Source organism: Pseudolabrys sp., from assembly GCF_035943735.1.
In the GTDB taxonomy this organism is placed as follows: Bacteria; Pseudomonadota; Alphaproteobacteria; order Rhizobiales; family Xanthobacteraceae; genus Pseudolabrys.
This window is the reverse complement of record NZ_DASZBV010000027.1, coordinates 14,815-31,944: the sequence shown is the minus strand read 5'-3', so window position 1 is coordinate 31,944 and position 17,130 is coordinate 14,815. Positions and strand designations below refer to the sequence as shown.

Genomic DNA, 17,130 nt, shown 5'->3' with positions numbered 1-17,130 from the left:
GTGCCGCCTCCTTAAGCCGCGCGGATCTGGCAAAGCGTGACCTTCGGCTCCTGCATGCCCGTCGCCGGGTCGTAGCCGTAGGTCATGATGGTGTTGGCGCTTTCGCCGAGTACGATCGGGTCGGTGCCCTGCGGATAGTTGGCGCGCAGGTCGTCGCCGCCGAACCAGCCGCCGAAGTGGAAGGGCATCCAGGCGACGCCCTTGCCGACACGCTCGGTGACCAAAGCCTTCACCTTGGCCTTCGAGGCGTTCTCGGCGCCCGTCACCCAGACCCAGGCGCCGTCCTTGATGCCGCGCTCATTGGCATCCGCCGGGCTGATCTCGATGAACATCTCCTGCTGCAATTCGGCGAGCCACTTGTTCGACCGTGTCTCCTCGCCACCGCCCTCGTATTCGACGAGACGGCCGGAGGAGAGGATGATCGGGAATTGCTTGGCGATGCCCTTCTCGATCGCGGTCTTCTGCACCGTGAAGCCGATGTTCGGCAGGCGGAACTGCTTGGCGTCGGGCAGCGTCGGATACTTCTGCACCAGATCGACGCGCGGCGTGTAGATCGGCTCGCGGTGCACCGGGATCGGGTCCGGCAGGCCGAAGGCATTCATCCGAGCCTTGCCGTTGCCGTAAGGCACGCAGCCGTGCTTCATCGCCACGCGCTGGACGCCTCCGGACAAGTCGGTCGACCATGAAACCGCTTCCGGCGTCGTCGGGTTGACCTTGTTGATCACGGCCAGTTCTTCCGGCGTCAGGTCACCGTCCCAGCCGAGCTTCTTGAGGACGCCGTAGGTAAATTCCGGATAGCCGTCCTTGATCTCCGAGTCCTTCGAGTAGGACCCTTCGGCCAGCATATTGACCTTGCGCGTGGTGCCGTCGGGCAGCTTCTCCTCGCGTTCCACACCAAAGCGGGCCCGGAAGACGCCGCCGCCGTCCATGACGGCGAGGTTGGTGTTGTAGAGCAGCGGCGTCCCCGGATGCTTGACCTCCGGCGAGCCCCAGCACGGCCACGGCAGCCCGTAATAGTCGCCGCCGACTTCCGGATCGTCCTTCGGCGCGCGCAACGTGACTAGGTCGAACTTGGCCTGGTTCTTCATGTGCGCCTTCAGCCGCTCCGGCGATTGACCGCAATAGCCGGTCGACCACGATCCGCGATTCATCTCGCGCAGGATGTCCTCCGCCACCGGCAGATTGTTCTCGACCTTGATGTTCTTCAACATCTCGTCGGCGAAGCCGAGCTTCTTGGCGATGAGGTACATGACCTCGAGATCGTCCTTCGATTCGAAGATTGGCTTGACGATCTGCTCGCCCCACTGGAGTGCGCGGCCGGTATTGACCCGCGAGCCCTTGCATTCGAACTGTGTCGCGACCGGCAGCAGGTACATGTTGTCGGTGCGGCCGGCCTTGACCGCGAGCGAGGCCCAGGTCGTCGGATGCGGGTCGGCGACGACCAGCAATTCGAGCGCCTTGAGCCCCTTCATCGACTCCGGCACGCGCGTGATCGAGTTGCTGGCGTGGCCCTGGACGAACATCGCCTTGACGTTGTCCTTCTGCGCCACCTGGTCCTTCGGCAGCAGCACCGCGTCGAACCAGCGCGTCAGCGGGATGCCGGGCGTCTCCATGATCGTCTTGTTATCGAAACGGCCAAGCAGATAGTTGTAATCGACCTCCCAGACGCGCGACCAATGCTTCCACGCCGCCTCAGTGAGGCCGTAGTAGAACGGCAGTGTCACGATATCGAGGCCGACGTCGGTCGCGCCCTGCACGTTGTCGTGGCCGCGCAGGATGTTGGCGCCCGTGCCCGGTGCGCCGACATTGCCGGTCATCAGCAGGGCGATGCAACTCGCGCGCACGTTGGCGGTGCCGACGGTGTGCTGTGTCTGGCCCATGCACCAGATCAGTGTCGACGGTTTCTCCGTCGCAAACGCCTTGGCGACGCGTTCGAGCTGCGCGCCGGGGATGCCGGTCACCCGCTCGACCTCGTCCGGCGTCCACTTCTCGACTTCCTTCTTCAGATCTTCGAAACCGTAGACCCGCTGCTTGATGAATTCCTTGTCTTCCCAGCCGTTCTTGAGGATGTGCCACATCATCCCGTGCAGCACCGGGATGTCGGTGCCCGGACGCATGCGCACGTATTCAGTGGCATGCGCGGCCGTCCGCGTCAGGCGCGGATCGATGACGATGAAGTTGCCTTTGTTGAGCTCGGCCGACTCCAGCATGTGCTGCATGGCGACCGGATGCGCCTCGGCGGCGTTGCTCCCCATGAATAACAGCGTCTTGGCGTTACGCATGTCGTTGGGGTTGTTGGTCATCGCGCCATAGCCCCAGGTATTGGCGACGCCGGTGACCGTGGTCGAATGACAGATACGCGCCTGGTGGTCGGTGTTGTTGGTGCCCCAGAACGCGCCAAGCTTGCGGAACAGGTAGGAGCCCTCGTTGGTCATCTTGGCCGAGCCGAGCCAGTAGACCGAGTCGCCGCCCGACTTCTGGCGGACCGACATGAGCTTGTCGCCGATCTCGTTGATGGCCTGGTCCCACTTGATGCGGGTCCATTTGCCGTTCTCGAGCTTCATCGGATATTTCAGCCGACGCTCGCCGGACACGAGTTCGCGTACCGAAGCGCCCTTGGCGCAATGCGAGCCGCGGTTGATCGGCGAGTCCCAACTCGGCTCCTGGCCGACCCAGACGCCGTTCGAGACTTCGGCGGTGACCGTGCAGCCGACCGCGCAGTGCGTGCAGATGCTCTTGCGGATCGTGGCGCCAGACGTGAGCGGCCCGGCCTGTGCGGCCTCCGCCTTGCGCACGGTGGTGAGCGGCAGCGCGCCGACCGCGGCGAGTGCGCCGGCGGCAAGGCCCGAGCGGCGCAGGAAGGCGCGGCGATCGACGCCGGTCGACGCACCGGACAGAGCGGTCGTCAGCCTGCCCTGCCGCGCGGTGCGTTCGGATTTGCGGATTAGCACGGGCGTCTCCCTTATTTCTTCGGGTAGCTGTTGACGCGGTAGAAGTTCTTCACGTCCTCGGAGTCGGCCTTGTAGCGGGCCTTGCGTTCCTCCGACGGGCTCTCGTCCGCGTCCGCCTCGGTGGCGAGCGGGGCGGCGGCGGTCACGGCGAGACCGGCGCCAGCGCCGAGGGCGCGCAAGAACTCGCGACGGCCGAATTTGCCTTTGTCACCCTGTTTCATCGCCGGTCCTCCTAATCTTCAAAACGCGTTTCGTCCGCCGCCCTCGTTCAAGGTCATGACGGCAGTGCGAATGCTTCGGTCTCGAGCGCGATCAGCGTGCGTCCGAGCAGTCCGACGCTGCGATAGAAATCGGCAGCCTCGGCGCGCTCGATGTCGGCGAAGAAGCGTCCGATCCACGGCGCCATGTGCTTCTCGAAGATGACGCGGTCGGAGCCTTCCGGCGCCGGCAGCGCGCCAGAGCAGAGCCCGGCCATGATCTCGCAGAGAATGCCGGCGTGATCCTCCGGCTCGGCGACATCTTCCGCGCGCGCGACGCCGATCGTGCTTAGGTCCTCGCGCAGGCGCGCCAGCGGCCGCTCGTGCAGGAAGCCGGTGAGATAATACGAGCCGTACGGCATGACCTCGCCGCGACCGATGCCGATGAACAGCGCGAAGAACTCACGCTCGACATTGTCGGCGCGGACGCGGTCGGCGGCGTCGGCCAGTGCGACGTGTGCAAGCCCGAGGGGGCTCGCCTCGCCGCGCAACTCGCTCAGCCGGGACAGAAGCCCGGCATCCGGCGCCCGCAGCAGCAAGCTCGCGAGCAGCGCATATTCCTGCGCGCGCGCGGCATCAACCTCGTCGATTTCGGAATTCATGATGGCTTCGCGATAGAGGTCGAGGCGCGGGGCCTTGCGCGAGACGCCGGTCGGCGTTTCGATCGCAAGCACACGTTCCGCAGGGACCCGATTCCAATTCGATATCGACGGTTGGGGGATACCGATGTGGCGCACAAGCTCGCTTACGCCGCCGACGGCGTGAATTGCTTGTGCGAGTCCCTGATCCCGCATCGTCTTCGATTCTCTTGAATTGTTCCAAAGAGCGTACTGAGATGCGAATAGGCCGGCAATAGCCTTGACCTATGCTCTGATCGAATGTTCGTGATTTTTACTGCGGCAAGGCGCCGCCGTGCCGACGTGCGGTGACACGCTGCGTCGCAATATCGTCGGCTTGCTGTGCTGCCGTTTCATCATCGCCTTCAGGCGTGCGTTCGTCAGCGACCGAAACCGCCGCCTGACTTATATCAAGAGTTTCATGGCCGCCGGTGGTCGTCTCGGCAATTGGCGCTTCGCCGGTATCCTGTGGGGTGGATTGCGGAACCGGCTCGACCTCATCGTTCTCCGAGCCGAAGAGGCGCTTCGCCAGCGCCTTGATTTCCTCCTCCGATTTGAACGTGCCGAAGCCCGGCACGCCGTCGGGCGCGGTGAAGTCCCAGTCGTTTTCCTGCAAGCCGCGAAAATCCCGGATGGCCGGATCGCTCGTCCAGGCGCGGCGAAGCGCCGCATGCCTGAGTGCAGCCGGAACGCCGGGCTTCATGAACGCCGAGATGTCCGTATCGGCAACAATCTGCTCGAGCGATGGCAGCTTGGAGAGGTCGAAGGCCGGCTCTTCCGCAGCGGGCGCGGCTGGCGCCGGCACCTGCCCGGTCCCAACGGCCACCACAGGGTTGGCTTGCGCATCGGCTTCCGGCGCCACTTCGGCTTCGCGCTTCCTTCGCGACCATCGCTCCAGGAAATTCTCGGGCTCGCTCATTCGACGTCTCCGCCGCGGCTCATCGCCTCCGGATCGGCACGGTCCCGTACGCGCTTGATGAAGGTGCGGTCGACATGATGCTCGGCAACGAAGGCTGCAATCTGCTCCTGGATCGCGCGCGGCATGGCGACCGTCTCGACGATGTCGTTGCCGGCCTCGGTGAAACCCTCGCCTTCGGCCGGATCGGCCGTCACCTTGAACACATGATAAGGCGGTTCGCCGTCGTTCGCGCGCAGCACGACCCAGAGCGCCGGCACGTCGATCAGGAGATTGTTGCCGTAATATTCGGTCTCGGTGCGGTGCAGTTCGATCTCCGCCGCACCGGCATAGAAGGAGACACGATCGGTCTCCTCGCTCAACTTCGTCCACGGCGGCGTGTCCGGCGCACCGGCCAGCACCGCGACCGGCGTCCAGAGATAATCTATCCAGGGCGACGATCCCTTGCGCCGCTCGACGATGACGCCGACGGCAATGCGCGCGAGCGGCGGCGCAATCGTCATGTGACCGCCTCCAGATGCCGCACGGGCAAACCCGTGACGAGGTTCTGCGGCTTCATGCGAATGGTCTTGTCTGGCGCCATCGCCAGGATCAGATACGCCGGCTCGCCGCGCAAATCCTCCCTGACCGCAGCGGCGTCTCGGAAGGTCAGGCGGAACAGACCTACGATGCGCTCCATCGCCGATTGATCGAGCGTCTCGCCCTTCCACACGCGGTCGCCGATCTTCGTAGCTTCGGCATCGAGACCGACATACCAAGCGAGATCAACCTCCTGCATCTCCTTGAGCGCCTCGATTTCGACCGTGACGCCAATGAGATGCGCGATCCAACGCTCCATCACGCGCGCCAGCGCGCTCAATCCTTCCCGGCCCGCAGTGAGATCGAGCGCCATGTCGAAACGATCGCCGCGGTCGAAATAGTCCGCCGCATTGGCGTCACTGATGATGTCGATATTGGCGGCAGCGGGAATGCCCAGCATCGACACCAGCGGCGACACCGGCGCCGGGTTGACCCCGCCAACCGTTTCCTCGTCAGCGGCGATCAGCGCGCCCTCGTGCAAGGTCGCGCGCTGCGGGCGGAAGAACAGTTCCGCCGCGCGCAACACGCGCGCATCTCCGACGCCGTCCAGCGCGTTGCGCAGGATGACGTGCACGAGTTGATTTATGAACAGGGTCGGCACCCGGTGCGCGCCGTCGCGGGCGAGCGCAGCATAGGCGGCCTCGAGGGTCGGATGGCTCAGGAGATGGTCGCGAAAGGCAACGAAAAGCTGCCAGTTCTCACGCGCGTCGGCGTCTGCGATCGCTGTGATCTCGACCTGCGTCACCGGCCGGCGGGGCTCGGCGAGCAGCGACGCATAGAGGCCGCGCTCGGCGGGACAGGCCTCTTCGGGCGGCACGAGTTCGGGCCGCGCCAGATAGACCTTCAGGAAATCGTCGGTGACGACGAGGCCGCCGCCCGCGCCACGGTCGAGCAGGTGGTGCCCGCAGGAGAGCCAGAAGTCGGTCATCTTTTGCGCTGCTCTGCCATACCGACTAGATCTACCGCGTCGCCGGTGTCCTCTTCGCCCTCGACGTCGAAGAAACTGAACGCACGCGCGGGCTTCCTGCCGTTGCGCGGCTTCAGCGTACGAAAAGCCTCGCGCAGTTCGCCGCCATCGAACGACCGATGCACCGCAACGAGCGTGTCGGTCGGTTGGTCGCACAGCGACTCGGCGAAGGCTACTTCCTCTTCGGCCGCTGCATCCGCCTGCTTAAGGCTTGGCGCGCCGAAGTCCGAGACGAGCCGCTGTGCCAGCATGCCGACCAACGCACGACGGTCATCGGCGCCCGCCTCGACGATCTGCACCAAGGTCGACCAGCCGAGCGACGTGACGCCCAGGAATCCACTGCGAAAGGCGGTCCGCGCCCGGCCTTCGAGCGTCGCCGGATCGCGCTGCCAGAAGACGAAAGCGCCGGAAACCGCCCATTCTCCAGGCTCCGCCGGCGGATCGAAGATGAACGTGTCGGACGCATCGAGCCGGATCGTGCGTAACAGTTTCATGCGCGGGGACCCTTCGTCGCCGGGTCGTACCAGGCAGCGCGCGCGAGCGCCGGCACCAGCGCCTCGCGCTCGGTCTCTTTCACCCGCGGCCTGCGCGCCAGGAGATCGCCATTGCCGGCGAGCGAGCGCAGCCCCTCGCCCGAAAGCCGCTCGAGATAGCTCTTCGCGACGACGCCGAAACCTTTCTCCTGCCAGGCGTCGAGATGCATCATCATGTTCCGCGCGAAGCTTTCCACGATATCGGCGGCGCTTGTCTCGCCGAAGCCCTCCTGCGCCAGCGCCGTGGCGTTCGGCGTCAATCCCGGCTCCTCGAGCATCGATTCAGTGCGGATCATGCCGCCGAACACGAGCCAATCCGGCACGTCCTCTTCTCTCGCGTCGCCGGGCCACGCCAGCCGACCGCCGCCGACGAGGCCGAGATTGACCGTCAACGCGCCGGGCCAATGAATCTCGATCAACGTCTCGGGTTGCGCATGCGCGGCCAATGCATCGGCCAGCGCGGCCATGCCGGCGATGAAGGCGCGGCGCGATGTCGCAAGCGGCTCCTCCGGTTCAAGCACCAGCGCGAACTCGGCGAGGTCGAAGCGGCCGACATGCACCAAAGTGCCCGCTCCGGCCTCCGCCGCAATCGACTGCGCATGCGCGAAAGCGTCGCCCAATTCGCGCAGGCGCACGAGCGTGAACGGCGGCGGCAGCGAGAGTTCAGGCGCGGTCGCGCGCAACGGTCTTGCGGAGGCGTCGAGCGGCATCGGCGATGCACCACCTTTGGCAATCGATATTTTCTATTATACCATTGCCGCACGAGAGGCATAATTCATGACCGAGCGTCATATCCTGGTCTGCTCCTGCGAGGACACCATGCCCCAGGCCGCGGCCGCCGTTCGGCGCGCCTGCCCGGGCGCCAAGGTCAGCGAAGGGCGACAATTTTGCCGCACGGAACTCGCGCGTTTCCGCACGGCCGCGCAAGGGGGCGAACCGCTGATCGTCTCCTGCACGCAGGAAGCGCCACTGTTCACGGAGGCGGCCGCGGAACTTGGCGTGCCGACGCCGGCCTTTGCGAATATCCGCGAGACCGCCGGCTGGTCGAGCGACGCGCACAATGCCCTGCCGAAGATGGCGGCGCTTCTTGCTGCGGCGGCGGAGCCCACGCCGGCGACGCCGGTCGTCGCTCTCAAGAGCGACGGCGTTGCGCTGCTCTACGGCAAGGACGACCACGTCATCGAAGCCGCGCGGCTCCTGAAGGAGCATCTCGACATCACCGTACTGCTGACGCCGGGCGGGGACGCTACACCTTTGCGCGTCACTGAGTTTCCGGTCGTGCGTGGCACGATCCGCAACGCCCACGGCGCGATGGGCGGCTTCGTGGTGACAGTCGACAGTTACGCCGCGCCGCAGCCGTCGTCGCGTGACGAACTGATCTTCGGCGACGCGCCCGACGGCGCGGTCTCGCACTGCGATCTCATTGTCGATCTTAGCGGCGGCGCGCCGTTGTTTCCGGCCGCCGATCTGCGCGATGGCTATTTGCGCGCCGACCCGGGCGACGCCGCGGCTGTGCTGCGCCTTGTCCTGAAGGCGCGGGACCTGACGGGCGAATTCGAGAAGCCGCGCTATATCGCCTTCCACGAGGAACTGTGCGCGCATGCGCGCTCGAGCATCGTGGGCTGCCATCGCTGCCTCGACCTGTGCCCGACCGGCGCTATTGCGCCGGCCGGCAATCACGTCGTCATCGATCCGAAGATCTGCGCCGGCTGCGGTCAATGCGCCGCTGCCTGCCCGACCGGCGCCGCCGCCTATGCGCTGCCGGCGGCCGACGCACTGCTGCGAAAGCTGCGGACGCTGCTCACCGCCTACGGTGCGGCCGGCGGCCGCGACCCGGTCGTCCTTTTCCACGATAGTGAACATGGCAGCGCATTGATCGACGCGCTCGCCCGGTTCGGCGACGGTCTGCCGGCGAACGTGCTGCCGGTCGAAGTGAACGAAGTCACGCAGGTCGGGCTCGAGTCCATCGCCGCGGCGTTCGCCTACGGTAGCGCGGCAGTGCGGTTCCTCCGGCGCGCGAAGCCGCGGCACGATATCGCGGGATTGGCCAAGACGATCGCGCTCGCCACACCGATCCTCTCGGGACTTGGCTTCGACGGTCCGCGCGCCGCGACGATCGAGACCGACGACCCCGACGCGCTCGGCGAAGCCCTCCACGCTCTGGCGCCGATGGCGTCGTGCGCCACCGCCGCACGCTTCTTACCGGTCGGCGGCAAGCGGGAAGTGCTGCGTCACGCGCTTCGCGAGTTGCACGGCGTCGCACTGGCGCCACGCGACATCGTACCGCTGCCGGCGGATGCGCCGTTCGGCACGATCGTCGTCGACACCGAGGGCTGCACGCTGTGCCTGTCGTGCGTGTCGGCTTGCCCGACCGGAGCGCTGTCGGACGACCCGGAAAAGCCGATGCTGCGCTTCGCCGAGGATGCTTGCGTGCAGTGCGGCCTCTGCCGTGCGACGTGCCCGGAGAAAGTGATCTCGCTGAAGCCGCAGCTCGATTTTCGCGCGGCGACCGCCCAGGCGCGCGTCATCAAACAGGAAGAACCGTTCGCCTGCATCCGCTGTGGCAAGCTCTTCGGGGTCAGGAGCACGATCGAGCGTGTCGCCGCCAAACTCGAAGACAAGCACTGGATGTATAAGGACTCCAAGGCGCGGCTCGACGTCATCAAGATGTGCGACGACTGCCGCGTCACGGTGATGACGGAAAGCGGTTTCGATCCGCTGGCGCCGGAGCGCCCGCGGCTGCGGACCACCGACGATTATCTGAAGAATTGAGAAGAGCGCCCCTCTCGTCACCACGCCGGCGGGCCGCAGCCGGCTTGTCCGGGGTCAGCGCCGCTCCGTCGTCGCCTTCTGCAGAAAATCGACCAGCGCCCTGCGGTCATCGGCCGAACCGATCGTCTGCTCCGGCATCTTGGTGCCCGGGGTGTAATGCGCCGGGCCGACCTCGAACAGTTTCCCCAGCGTCTCCGGCGTCCAGACGATGTCGAGCTTTTTCAACGCCGGTGAAAAATTGTAGCCAGGCAGAGTCGCGATTCGACGGCCGAAGACGTGCCACAGCGTCGGACCGGCCTTGTTGCCCTCGTCCGGCGTCAGCGTATGGCAGGCGACGCAGGCGCGGAAAACGCGCACCCCGGGATCGTCATTATATGCGGCGAGCGGGTCTCCCTGCCCCGTCACGATGACAGTGTCCATCGGCTCGCCGCTCTCCGCGTTCCAGCGGCGCAAGGTGCGGTCGGCGCCGCCGGTCAGTAACGTGCGACTGTCGGGAAAGAACGCCACGGACCAGACCGGCAGGCCAGGGCCGACCAGAGTGCGTATCACGGTGCGCTTCTCGCGATCGATGATCGCCACCGAACCGCGGATGCCGGCGGCGGCGATCCGCTGGCCGTCGTTCGAGATCGCCAGTGCGATCACGGGCGTCTGCGATGCCGCCACCGCGCCTCTCACTTCACCATTCGACGCGACGAAATACACCTTGCCGTCGGCCCCGGCCGTGACGATTTCGCCGTCCGGCGCGATCACGACTGCATTGAGCGGCGACGGCAGGCTAATGACGTTCGCCGGCCCGCCCGGCAACGGCCAGATGCGCAACGTGGCGTCGTAACCGGCGCTGGCGACACTCTTGCCGTCCGGCGCAAACGCCACGCCATTGACGTTCTGGGAGTGCCCCTCCAGGGCGCGGGGCGCACCGCCGTCGAGCGGCCAGAGCCGCACCGTGCGGTCCCACGATGCCGAAGCCAGCATGTTGCCGTCGGGAGATGCGGCGATACTTGCGACCGGCGCACTGTGACCCGCGAACGTGCGATCCGGCGCGGTCTTGCCATCGCTCCACAGCGCGATCTTGCCGTCGGCGCCCGCGGTAACGGCGCGGTGGTCGGGCAGCCAGGCGACAGCGTTCACCGCCGCGTCGTGGAAGCGCAGCACCTGCTCGGCCACGTTGCGCACGAGCGACCAGCGAATAGCCGATGTATCGAAGCTGCCAGAAATCGCTTCCCTGCCGTCAGCCGAAATCGCAACGGCGCGCACGGGCCCGCCATGTCCGCGCAGCTGCGCATATGCCGACGCACTCACCGCAAGCAGCACAGCCACAAGGCACTTGCGATACACCACCATGTGACACAGCTTCTCACTGAGGAACCAAGGGCGAGCAATTCCGGTCCTCGTCCCCCCATTGTACACGCGCCGGCGTGAGCTTTCGCATGGCCACCCCGCCACTATCGTACTGCCCCACTAAGCCCGCTGCGGGTCGATTGCGTTGAAAAACCTGGCAGTTGCGACGCGGGAAGATGAGTGATTCAGTCTATTGATCTGCAGGACTAACGTCTTTCATGACGTATGTGCCGATTGCCAAGGCACCAATTACTGCGCAAACCTGGGAATACTCAAGGCACCGCAAATCCGCTTCTGCAGGGCCTCAGACGGGGTTCGCATCCGAAGGGAATGTGTGGTGGCGGAAGCAGTCATGATCGAACCTGTCTCAAAAGGCCGTTTCCCTGCTAACAGGGAAAAGAACAGGGATCTCTCTGCAAAACGCCAAACGTCGCCGTCTCCGGCGGTCAAAATTAGGCGTATTTGCTGGGACTTACGGTGGAATTCCCTACGCTACAGAACAGAGAAGTTTTCGGTAGCTAACAGGCAACAGAAACTCCCGATCAGAGATCGGACCGGCCGCTTCTCGACTTAGACGTTAGATCGGGCTCCCCCACTTGGCCTGCCCCATCCCTGCCCGCCCCAATTCCGGTTCGGCCGGCTTGCAGTGCAGCTCGGACCGGATTGTTTCAGGGCAATTAGCGCGCGCAGGTCTGCCTATTTCCGAGAGCGGACACCACCCCGGTTCAGGGGCTTAGTCCGGAACGGGCCATGACCTGCCGTTCCGAGATTGGGCGCGAATAGCAGTTCTACTTCGCACAGCGGACATCACCGGCGGTGTAGTCGCGCCTATGGGCCATAAGCGCCAGTTAGAAGCAGCCCGGTTTGGCTATCCTCGGATTGTCTCCCCATACAGGCCAAGGCATTGACGTTAAAGGAACTCCGTGCGCTGCTCATGTCATTTCGAAAGCTGTCTTGTGACGGGATCGAAGCGACAAGTGGTCGGTCCGCCGGTGATGCGCGGGCGGCCGAGCCCGGTTCACGTGCACAAGAGCCAGCTCTGATCTTGCGACAAATCACGGAGCCCAGCGCATCGCGGAGGACGTCATGCAACTGAATTCGATCTAGGATCGCCTGCATTCTCCTGATTCTTAAAACACAGCGGCGCGGCGGATACTGGTTCTTCGAGGTGGAGCAGAATGCTAGCCATGTTCTGACACGATGCGACCCGCTTTGCCTCTCCCAGAGTCACGCTCCGACATCGAACCCGCAACCAGCTTAGTTGCCATGAGTGCCATCGGCATCGCAGACTTCCTCGACTTTCAAGACGAACGACGCCGGCTGGCTGTCGTCCTTCGGGTCCTGCTATCAAGAACTGTGTCCAACTTCTAAACGGATCAGATCACGCTGCCCTCGCGAAGCCCGGCTCTCGGCTTTGCTGCGGTGTTCCTGCCGGCGCCGGCAAGTTTATTGACGAGATCCGTATCGTTCGCGAGTTCCGCAGCGGCGCCGGTGTAGACGACTTTACCGTCATCGAGCACGTAGGCGCGGTCGGCTATGGACAGGGACAGCGGCGCATTCTGCTCGATCAGCAGGATCGACACTCCCTCCGTCCGCATTCTCTGCACGACCTGCATGACCTCCTTCACGATCAGAGGAGCGAGACCTTGCGACGGCTCATCGAGCAGCATAAGGCGCGGGTTCAAAAGCAGGGGCCGGGCAATCGCAAGCATTTCTTGCTCGCCGCCGGAAAGTTGCCGGCCGAGCTGATTGCGCCGCTCGCTTAATCGCGGAAACAGATTGAAGATGCGATCCAGATTCCAGGGGCCCGGTCGTGCCTGTGGCACCTTGAGATTTTCCATCACCGTGAGATTGCCAAAGATCTTTCGTCCTTCCGGCACGTAGCCGACGCCGAGTGCGGCAACCCGGTGGGTCGGCCACCGTGTAGTAGTCTCGCCCAATATGTCGATTCGACCCATCCGGGCGGGCGTCAGACCCATGAGGCTGCGCACGGTCGTAGTCTTGCCCGCGCCGTTGCGGCCGAGGACCGCCACGATCTCGCCCTCGTTCACCTCGAGCGACACGCCATGCAGGATGTGGCTCTTGCCGTAAAACGAATGAATCTCGCGAGCATTGAGAACGATGGTCATGCGGCGGTCCCCAAGTAGGCGGCGCGCACGCGTGGGTTGGCGGAAATCATGTCCGGCGTGCCGTCCGCCAGGACACGACCCTGGTCGAGCACGGTGATCCGCTCGGCGATACCGAAGACGATGCCCATGTCGTGCTCGATGAACAGTATCGTAACGCCTTTTTCCCTGTGCAACCGGCGTACGAGCTCAACCATCTGGTCGGTCTCGTGGTCGCCCATCCCGGCCGTCGGTTCGTCCAGCAGAAGGAGCCTCGGCTTGAGGCTGAGCGCAAGCGCCAGTTCGACGACGCGCTGGTCGCCATGCGCAAGCTCGCCGACCGCACGGTCCTCCTTGCCGGCAAGGTCGACGAGGCCGATCAACTCCTCCGTACGCGCGATAACATCGGCGCGCGCAGCGCGGCTGAGCCAGGGGCGCGTGTTCAGGCGCGCCGCCGTTTCCACTCCGACGCGGATATTCTCGAAAACGCTGAGGTCGGGCATAATCTCGGTGATCTGGAACGTCCGCACGATGCCCGCGCCCACGCGCCGTACGATGGGTTGGCGCGTGATGTCCTCGCCCGCGAATACGACGCGACCGGAGGTCGGCGGAAACAGACCGCTGATCAGATTGAAAAAGGTGGTCTTGCCGGCGCCGTTCGGCCCGATCACGGCGCGCAGTTCGCCTTCGTTCATCTCGAACGTGACGCCGTCGACCGCCATGAGCGTGCCGAAGTGACGGGACACATTGTCCATCAACAGGAACGGCCCCGCCGCCGGGACCGGCTCGGCAGAACGCCCTATCTGGCTCGCGGGGGCGTTCATGCGACCTCCAGACGGCGGCGGAAAAAGCCGAGCACGCCGGTCGGGAAAACGAGCACGATGAATACGAAGATCATGCCAATGAATGTCATCCAGTTGCCGGTGAGGCTTGACAGGTAGTCCTGTGCGACGACAAAAATAACGGCCCCCAACAACGGCCCGAAGAAACTGCGCATCCCGCCGAGCACGATCATGATCACGAAGTTCCCGGACAGGATCCAATGCAGGTCCTGTGGCGACGTGAAGTTGAAGAGCAACGCGTTGAGCGTGCCGGCGAAGGCGGAGATGAAACCTGCGATCGCAAACGACGCCCAGACATACCGCTCGACGCGAATACCGAGAAATTCCATGCGCCGGCGGTTCTCGCGAATTGCCACCCAAGTATGGCCGAGCGGCGATTGCAGGATCGCCCACATGATCGCCACTGCCACCGTGAAGCAGATCAACACCAGAAAATAGAAGTTGGTCGGGTCGAGCGTGATGACCGTGCTTCCGAAATGGATGTTCTGCCGGCTGAATCCAGCGAGCCCGTCCTCTCCGCCCGTGACCTGATTCCAGCGCACGGCGACGAAATAGAACAACTGACCGAGCGCGATCGTGATCATCGCGAAATAGATGCCGCGGCGGCGCATGACCAGCGGTCCCAGCACGGTCGCGGCGAGGCCGCCGACAAGCGTACCGATGAGAATGGCCAGGGGCGTGCTGGGCGCCAGGTATTTCAGCGTCATCCCGGCCCCGTAAGCGCCGAGCCCGAAATAGGCGGCCTGTCCGAAAGACAAACCGCCGGTGAACCCAAGAAGCAGGTTCAATCCCATCGTCGCAATCGCGTAGATGAGCACCTTCGAGCCGAGCGTCGTATAGCCGCCGATCAGCGGCATCCACCAGGGCAGCGCCGCAAGCGCCAGCCACATCGCCGCAATACCGATTGCCCGGTTCATTCGAACAGCCCTTCCTCGCCGAACAGCCCGCGCGGCCGAACGACCAGCACGATGAGCATCATCAGATAAATCACGGCCTCGCTCGCCGCCGGGTAGTAGGTCGTCGTGATGCCCGCGGCGAGGCCGATGATCAGGCCGCCGACGACGGCGCCGAACAGGCTGCCGACGCCGCCGACGATGATTGCGACGAAGCTCGGCATGATGAGGCTATCCCCCATCGGCGGCGTCAGTCCAAGCACGCCGGCGGCGAGTACGCCGGACAACCCTGCCAGCAGGCAGCCGAAGCCGAAGTTGAGCGCACGGAGCTTGTAGATGTTGACGCCAAGCGCCGACGTTGTTTCCAGATCGCGCGTGCCGGCCCGGATGCGGATGCCGAGCAGCGTATAGCGCAACAGAAGGTAGAGGCCTATTGCCGCCGCCGCAGTGATGCCGATGACAAACAATCGGTAACCGGTGACGAAGAAGTACTCGCTGCTCACCGGAGAATTGATAATGTCGGGGACCTCGAACGGCAGCCCCTGCGGACCCCAGATGGTGCGTACGAGATCCTCGATGATCAACGCCAGGCCGAACGTCAAAAGCAGGCTGTAGAGCGGATCGGCCCGTTTGTAGATCGGCCGGATGAGCGCCCGTTCGACTAGCAGGCCGATCACGCCCGCCAGAATGGGCCCTACGATCAGCGCGCCCCAGAAGCCGAGATATGGAATGAGCGTATAGGCGAGATAGGCGCCGATGACGAGAAACCCGCCATGCGCCATGTTGATAACGGAATTAAGGCTGAGGATCAGCGCAAGGCCGAGCGCCATCAGCGCGTAGAACACGCCCTGGATGAGCCCATTAAAGGCGTTGAAGAGTAGAAGCTCCATCGTGGCATTCCGTCACGGTCAGCGGACAATCTGAAGACTCCTGTGCCGCCCTCGACAGGCGGCACAGGATGAGGAAGCGGCCGTCGCCGCCCTAAATCAGGACTGGTAGTCCAGCTTGCAGCCGGTGTCCTTCACCGACAGCGCGATCTTGTCGCCCGGCACAATGTCCGCGACCTTGAAAAGGTGCGGATAGACGCCGTCCTGGATGATCTGCCCGGGGAATTCGCTCGACATGAGTTGGTGGTCGCCTGCTCGGAAATAGACGTGGTTCGGCTGCAGCTTGACCTCCGGCGGCAGTTCAAGGCCTTCCAGCGCGTGGGCAACCTTGACCGCCTCGACCGACTTCGCCTTGGCAACGCCGAGGGCAAGCGAGTGGAGCCCGGCGTAGCCGAACCATGTGCGTGCGCTCGGATAGGTGCCGTCCGTGTGGGCCTTGCGATAGGCGGCGACCCACTCCTTTACATGCGGCGTGTTCGGCTGATCCCACCACCATTCGAGCGTCCACCACCCCTGCTTGGCGTCTTTCGGCAGAGCGCGGAGCACTTCGAGTTCCGAGAGGCCGCCGCCGATCGGAAATTTCTTCATCAGGCCGAATTGCGCCGCCTGCTTCATCGAGTTCACGAGGTCTTGGCCGTCGCAGAGATTGATGAGCACGTCGGGCTTCGACTGCTGCGCCTTGATCAGGTACGAGGTGAAGTCGGTCGTTCCGAGCGGCGCCAGCGAATTACCGAGAACCGTACCGCCCATCTGCTTGAGCAGCTTCGCGTAGGATTCCTGCAGCGTATGCCCGAAGGCGTAGTCCGGCGTGATGAAATACCATTTGCCGCCGAACTTCTTGTAGAGCGTGGCCGCGAGGCCGGCCGCGAGCATGTAGGTCGTGGTGCAGATGCGGAACGTCGTCCAGTGGCACTGCGACCCGGTCACCGGATCCGTGTGACCGCCGGTGACCATGTAGACCATCTTCTTGTCGTGAGCGACCTGATTGACCGACAGCGCAGTGGCCGACGAGACCGCGCCCATCAACAGATCGACTTTGTCCTGCTCGATCAGCTTGAGGGCCTTCTGCGCCGCAAGGCCTGCGTTTGCATTGTCATCCTCGATCACAAGGTCGACCCGGCGACCGAGCATGCCGCCCTTGGCGTTGATTTCGGCGAGCGCCATCTTGGCGCCCCGCGTCTCGCTCTCTCCCTCAGCGGCGTAGGTGCCGGTGAGCGGATCGTGCATTCCGACCTTGATGGGCGTTTCGCCCAGCGCGTACGTCAGCAGCGCCGGCGAGAACACGGCCGAGCCCGCGAGCGCCGCGCCGCTCTTGACGACGGCGCGACGAGTAAGCCTGATTTTCATGCAACTCCTCCCATTTTTTCTATTGGCGAAAGCGTTTTGCTTTCGAATCTGTGTCGATTATCGGAGCGCCACATTCATTGCGCGGCCAATGACGCGACAATTGAGATGAACACTCGGCAACCAAGT

Annotated in this window: 15 protein-coding genes; 1 reads left to right on the top strand and 14 read right to left on the bottom strand. The window is 64.3% G+C overall.

The annotated features are described in order from the left end of the window. Positions 1 to 11 precede the first annotated feature (11 nt). The 8 genes from VGV41_RS20595 to VGV41_RS20560 form a co-directional block, all read right to left on the bottom strand. Positions 12 to 2,909: a formate dehydrogenase subunit alpha gene (locus VGV41_RS20595; protein ID WP_414705189.1), complete on the bottom strand. Its 2,898-nt coding sequence runs from the start codon at positions 2,907 to 2,909 to the stop codon at positions 12 to 14. A 53-nt stretch (positions 2,910 to 2,962) separates the two neighbouring features. Continuing rightward, the gene (locus VGV41_RS20590; RefSeq protein ID WP_326865996.1) at positions 2,963 to 3,172 is read right to left on the bottom strand and encodes a twin-arginine translocation signal domain-containing protein; all 210 of its coding nucleotides are present in this window, start codon (positions 3,170 to 3,172) and stop codon (positions 2,963 to 2,965) included. 53 nt (positions 3,173 to 3,225) lie between these two features. Then, positions 3,226 to 4,002: a molecular chaperone TorD family protein gene (locus VGV41_RS20585; RefSeq protein ID WP_326865995.1), complete on the bottom strand. Its 777-nt coding sequence runs from the start codon at positions 4,000 to 4,002 to the stop codon at positions 3,226 to 3,228. A 97-nt stretch (positions 4,003 to 4,099) separates the two neighbouring features. After that, complete coding sequence (locus tag VGV41_RS20580; protein WP_326865992.1) at positions 4,100 to 4,744, bottom strand: DUF3306 domain-containing protein; 645 nt, start codon at positions 4,742 to 4,744, stop codon at positions 4,100 to 4,102. Further along, a complete protein-coding gene (locus VGV41_RS20575; RefSeq protein WP_326865990.1) occupies positions 4,741 to 5,244 on the bottom strand; it encodes a DUF3305 domain-containing protein in 504 nt (167 codons plus the stop codon). The genes VGV41_RS20580 and VGV41_RS20575 overlap by 4 nt, the downstream gene beginning before the upstream one ends. After that, on the bottom strand, positions 5,241 to 6,248 hold the full coding sequence (locus tag VGV41_RS20570) for a DUF6352 family protein (RefSeq protein ID WP_326865988.1): 1,008 nt from the start codon (positions 6,246 to 6,248) through the stop codon (positions 5,241 to 5,243). The genes VGV41_RS20575 and VGV41_RS20570 overlap by 4 nt, the downstream gene beginning before the upstream one ends. Continuing rightward, positions 6,245 to 6,781, bottom strand: coding sequence for a DUF6505 family protein (locus VGV41_RS20565; RefSeq protein ID WP_326865987.1), 537 nt, complete (start codon positions 6,779 to 6,781; stop codon positions 6,245 to 6,247). Before VGV41_RS20565 ends, VGV41_RS20570 begins: the two co-directional genes overlap by 4 nt. Then, the gene (locus VGV41_RS20560) at positions 6,778 to 7,530 is read right to left on the bottom strand and encodes a biotin/lipoate--protein ligase family protein (protein ID WP_326865985.1); all 753 of its coding nucleotides are present in this window, start codon (positions 7,528 to 7,530) and stop codon (positions 6,778 to 6,780) included. The genes VGV41_RS20565 and VGV41_RS20560 overlap by 4 nt, the downstream gene beginning before the upstream one ends. 67 nt (positions 7,531 to 7,597) lie before the next feature. Here VGV41_RS20560 and VGV41_RS20555 point away from each other — a divergent pair, with 67 nt between their 5' ends. Further along, positions 7,598 to 9,592 carry a 4Fe-4S binding protein gene (locus tag VGV41_RS20555; RefSeq protein WP_326865984.1) on the top strand — a complete coding sequence of 665 codons (1,995 nt, stop codon included), beginning with the start codon at positions 7,598 to 7,600 and terminating at the stop codon, positions 9,590 to 9,592. 54 nt (positions 9,593 to 9,646) lie between these two features. On the opposite strand, the gene VGV41_RS20550 is transcribed toward VGV41_RS20555, so the two are convergent. From VGV41_RS20550 to VGV41_RS20525, 6 genes are all read right to left on the bottom strand, one after another. Beyond that, positions 9,647 to 10,933 carry a c-type cytochrome gene (locus tag VGV41_RS20550; RefSeq protein WP_326865981.1) on the bottom strand — a complete coding sequence of 429 codons (1,287 nt, stop codon included), beginning with the start codon at positions 10,931 to 10,933 and terminating at the stop codon, positions 9,647 to 9,649. Positions 10,934 to 12,306: 1,373 nt separating this feature from the next. After that, the gene (locus tag VGV41_RS20545; protein WP_326865980.1) at positions 12,307 to 13,059 is read right to left on the bottom strand and encodes an ABC transporter ATP-binding protein; all 753 of its coding nucleotides are present in this window, start codon (positions 13,057 to 13,059) and stop codon (positions 12,307 to 12,309) included. After that, on the bottom strand, positions 13,056 to 13,859 hold the full coding sequence (locus tag VGV41_RS20540; RefSeq protein WP_326865979.1) for an ABC transporter ATP-binding protein: 804 nt from the start codon (positions 13,857 to 13,859) through the stop codon (positions 13,056 to 13,058). Before VGV41_RS20540 ends, VGV41_RS20545 begins: the two co-directional genes overlap by 4 nt. After that, positions 13,856 to 14,734, bottom strand: coding sequence for a branched-chain amino acid ABC transporter permease (locus VGV41_RS20535; RefSeq protein WP_326865978.1), 879 nt, complete (start codon positions 14,732 to 14,734; stop codon positions 13,856 to 13,858). The genes VGV41_RS20540 and VGV41_RS20535 overlap by 4 nt, the downstream gene beginning before the upstream one ends. Before the next feature lie 56 nt (positions 14,735 to 14,790). Continuing rightward, positions 14,791 to 15,660, bottom strand: a complete 870-nt coding sequence (locus VGV41_RS20530; RefSeq protein ID WP_326865976.1) for a branched-chain amino acid ABC transporter permease — start codon at positions 15,658 to 15,660, stop codon at positions 14,791 to 14,793. 96 nt (positions 15,661 to 15,756) lie between these two features. Beyond that, positions 15,757 to 17,004 (bottom strand): ABC transporter substrate-binding protein, encoded by a 1,248-nt coding sequence (locus VGV41_RS20525; RefSeq protein ID WP_326865975.1) that lies wholly within the window; start codon positions 17,002 to 17,004, stop codon positions 15,757 to 15,759. Positions 17,005 to 17,130 lie beyond the last annotated feature (126 nt).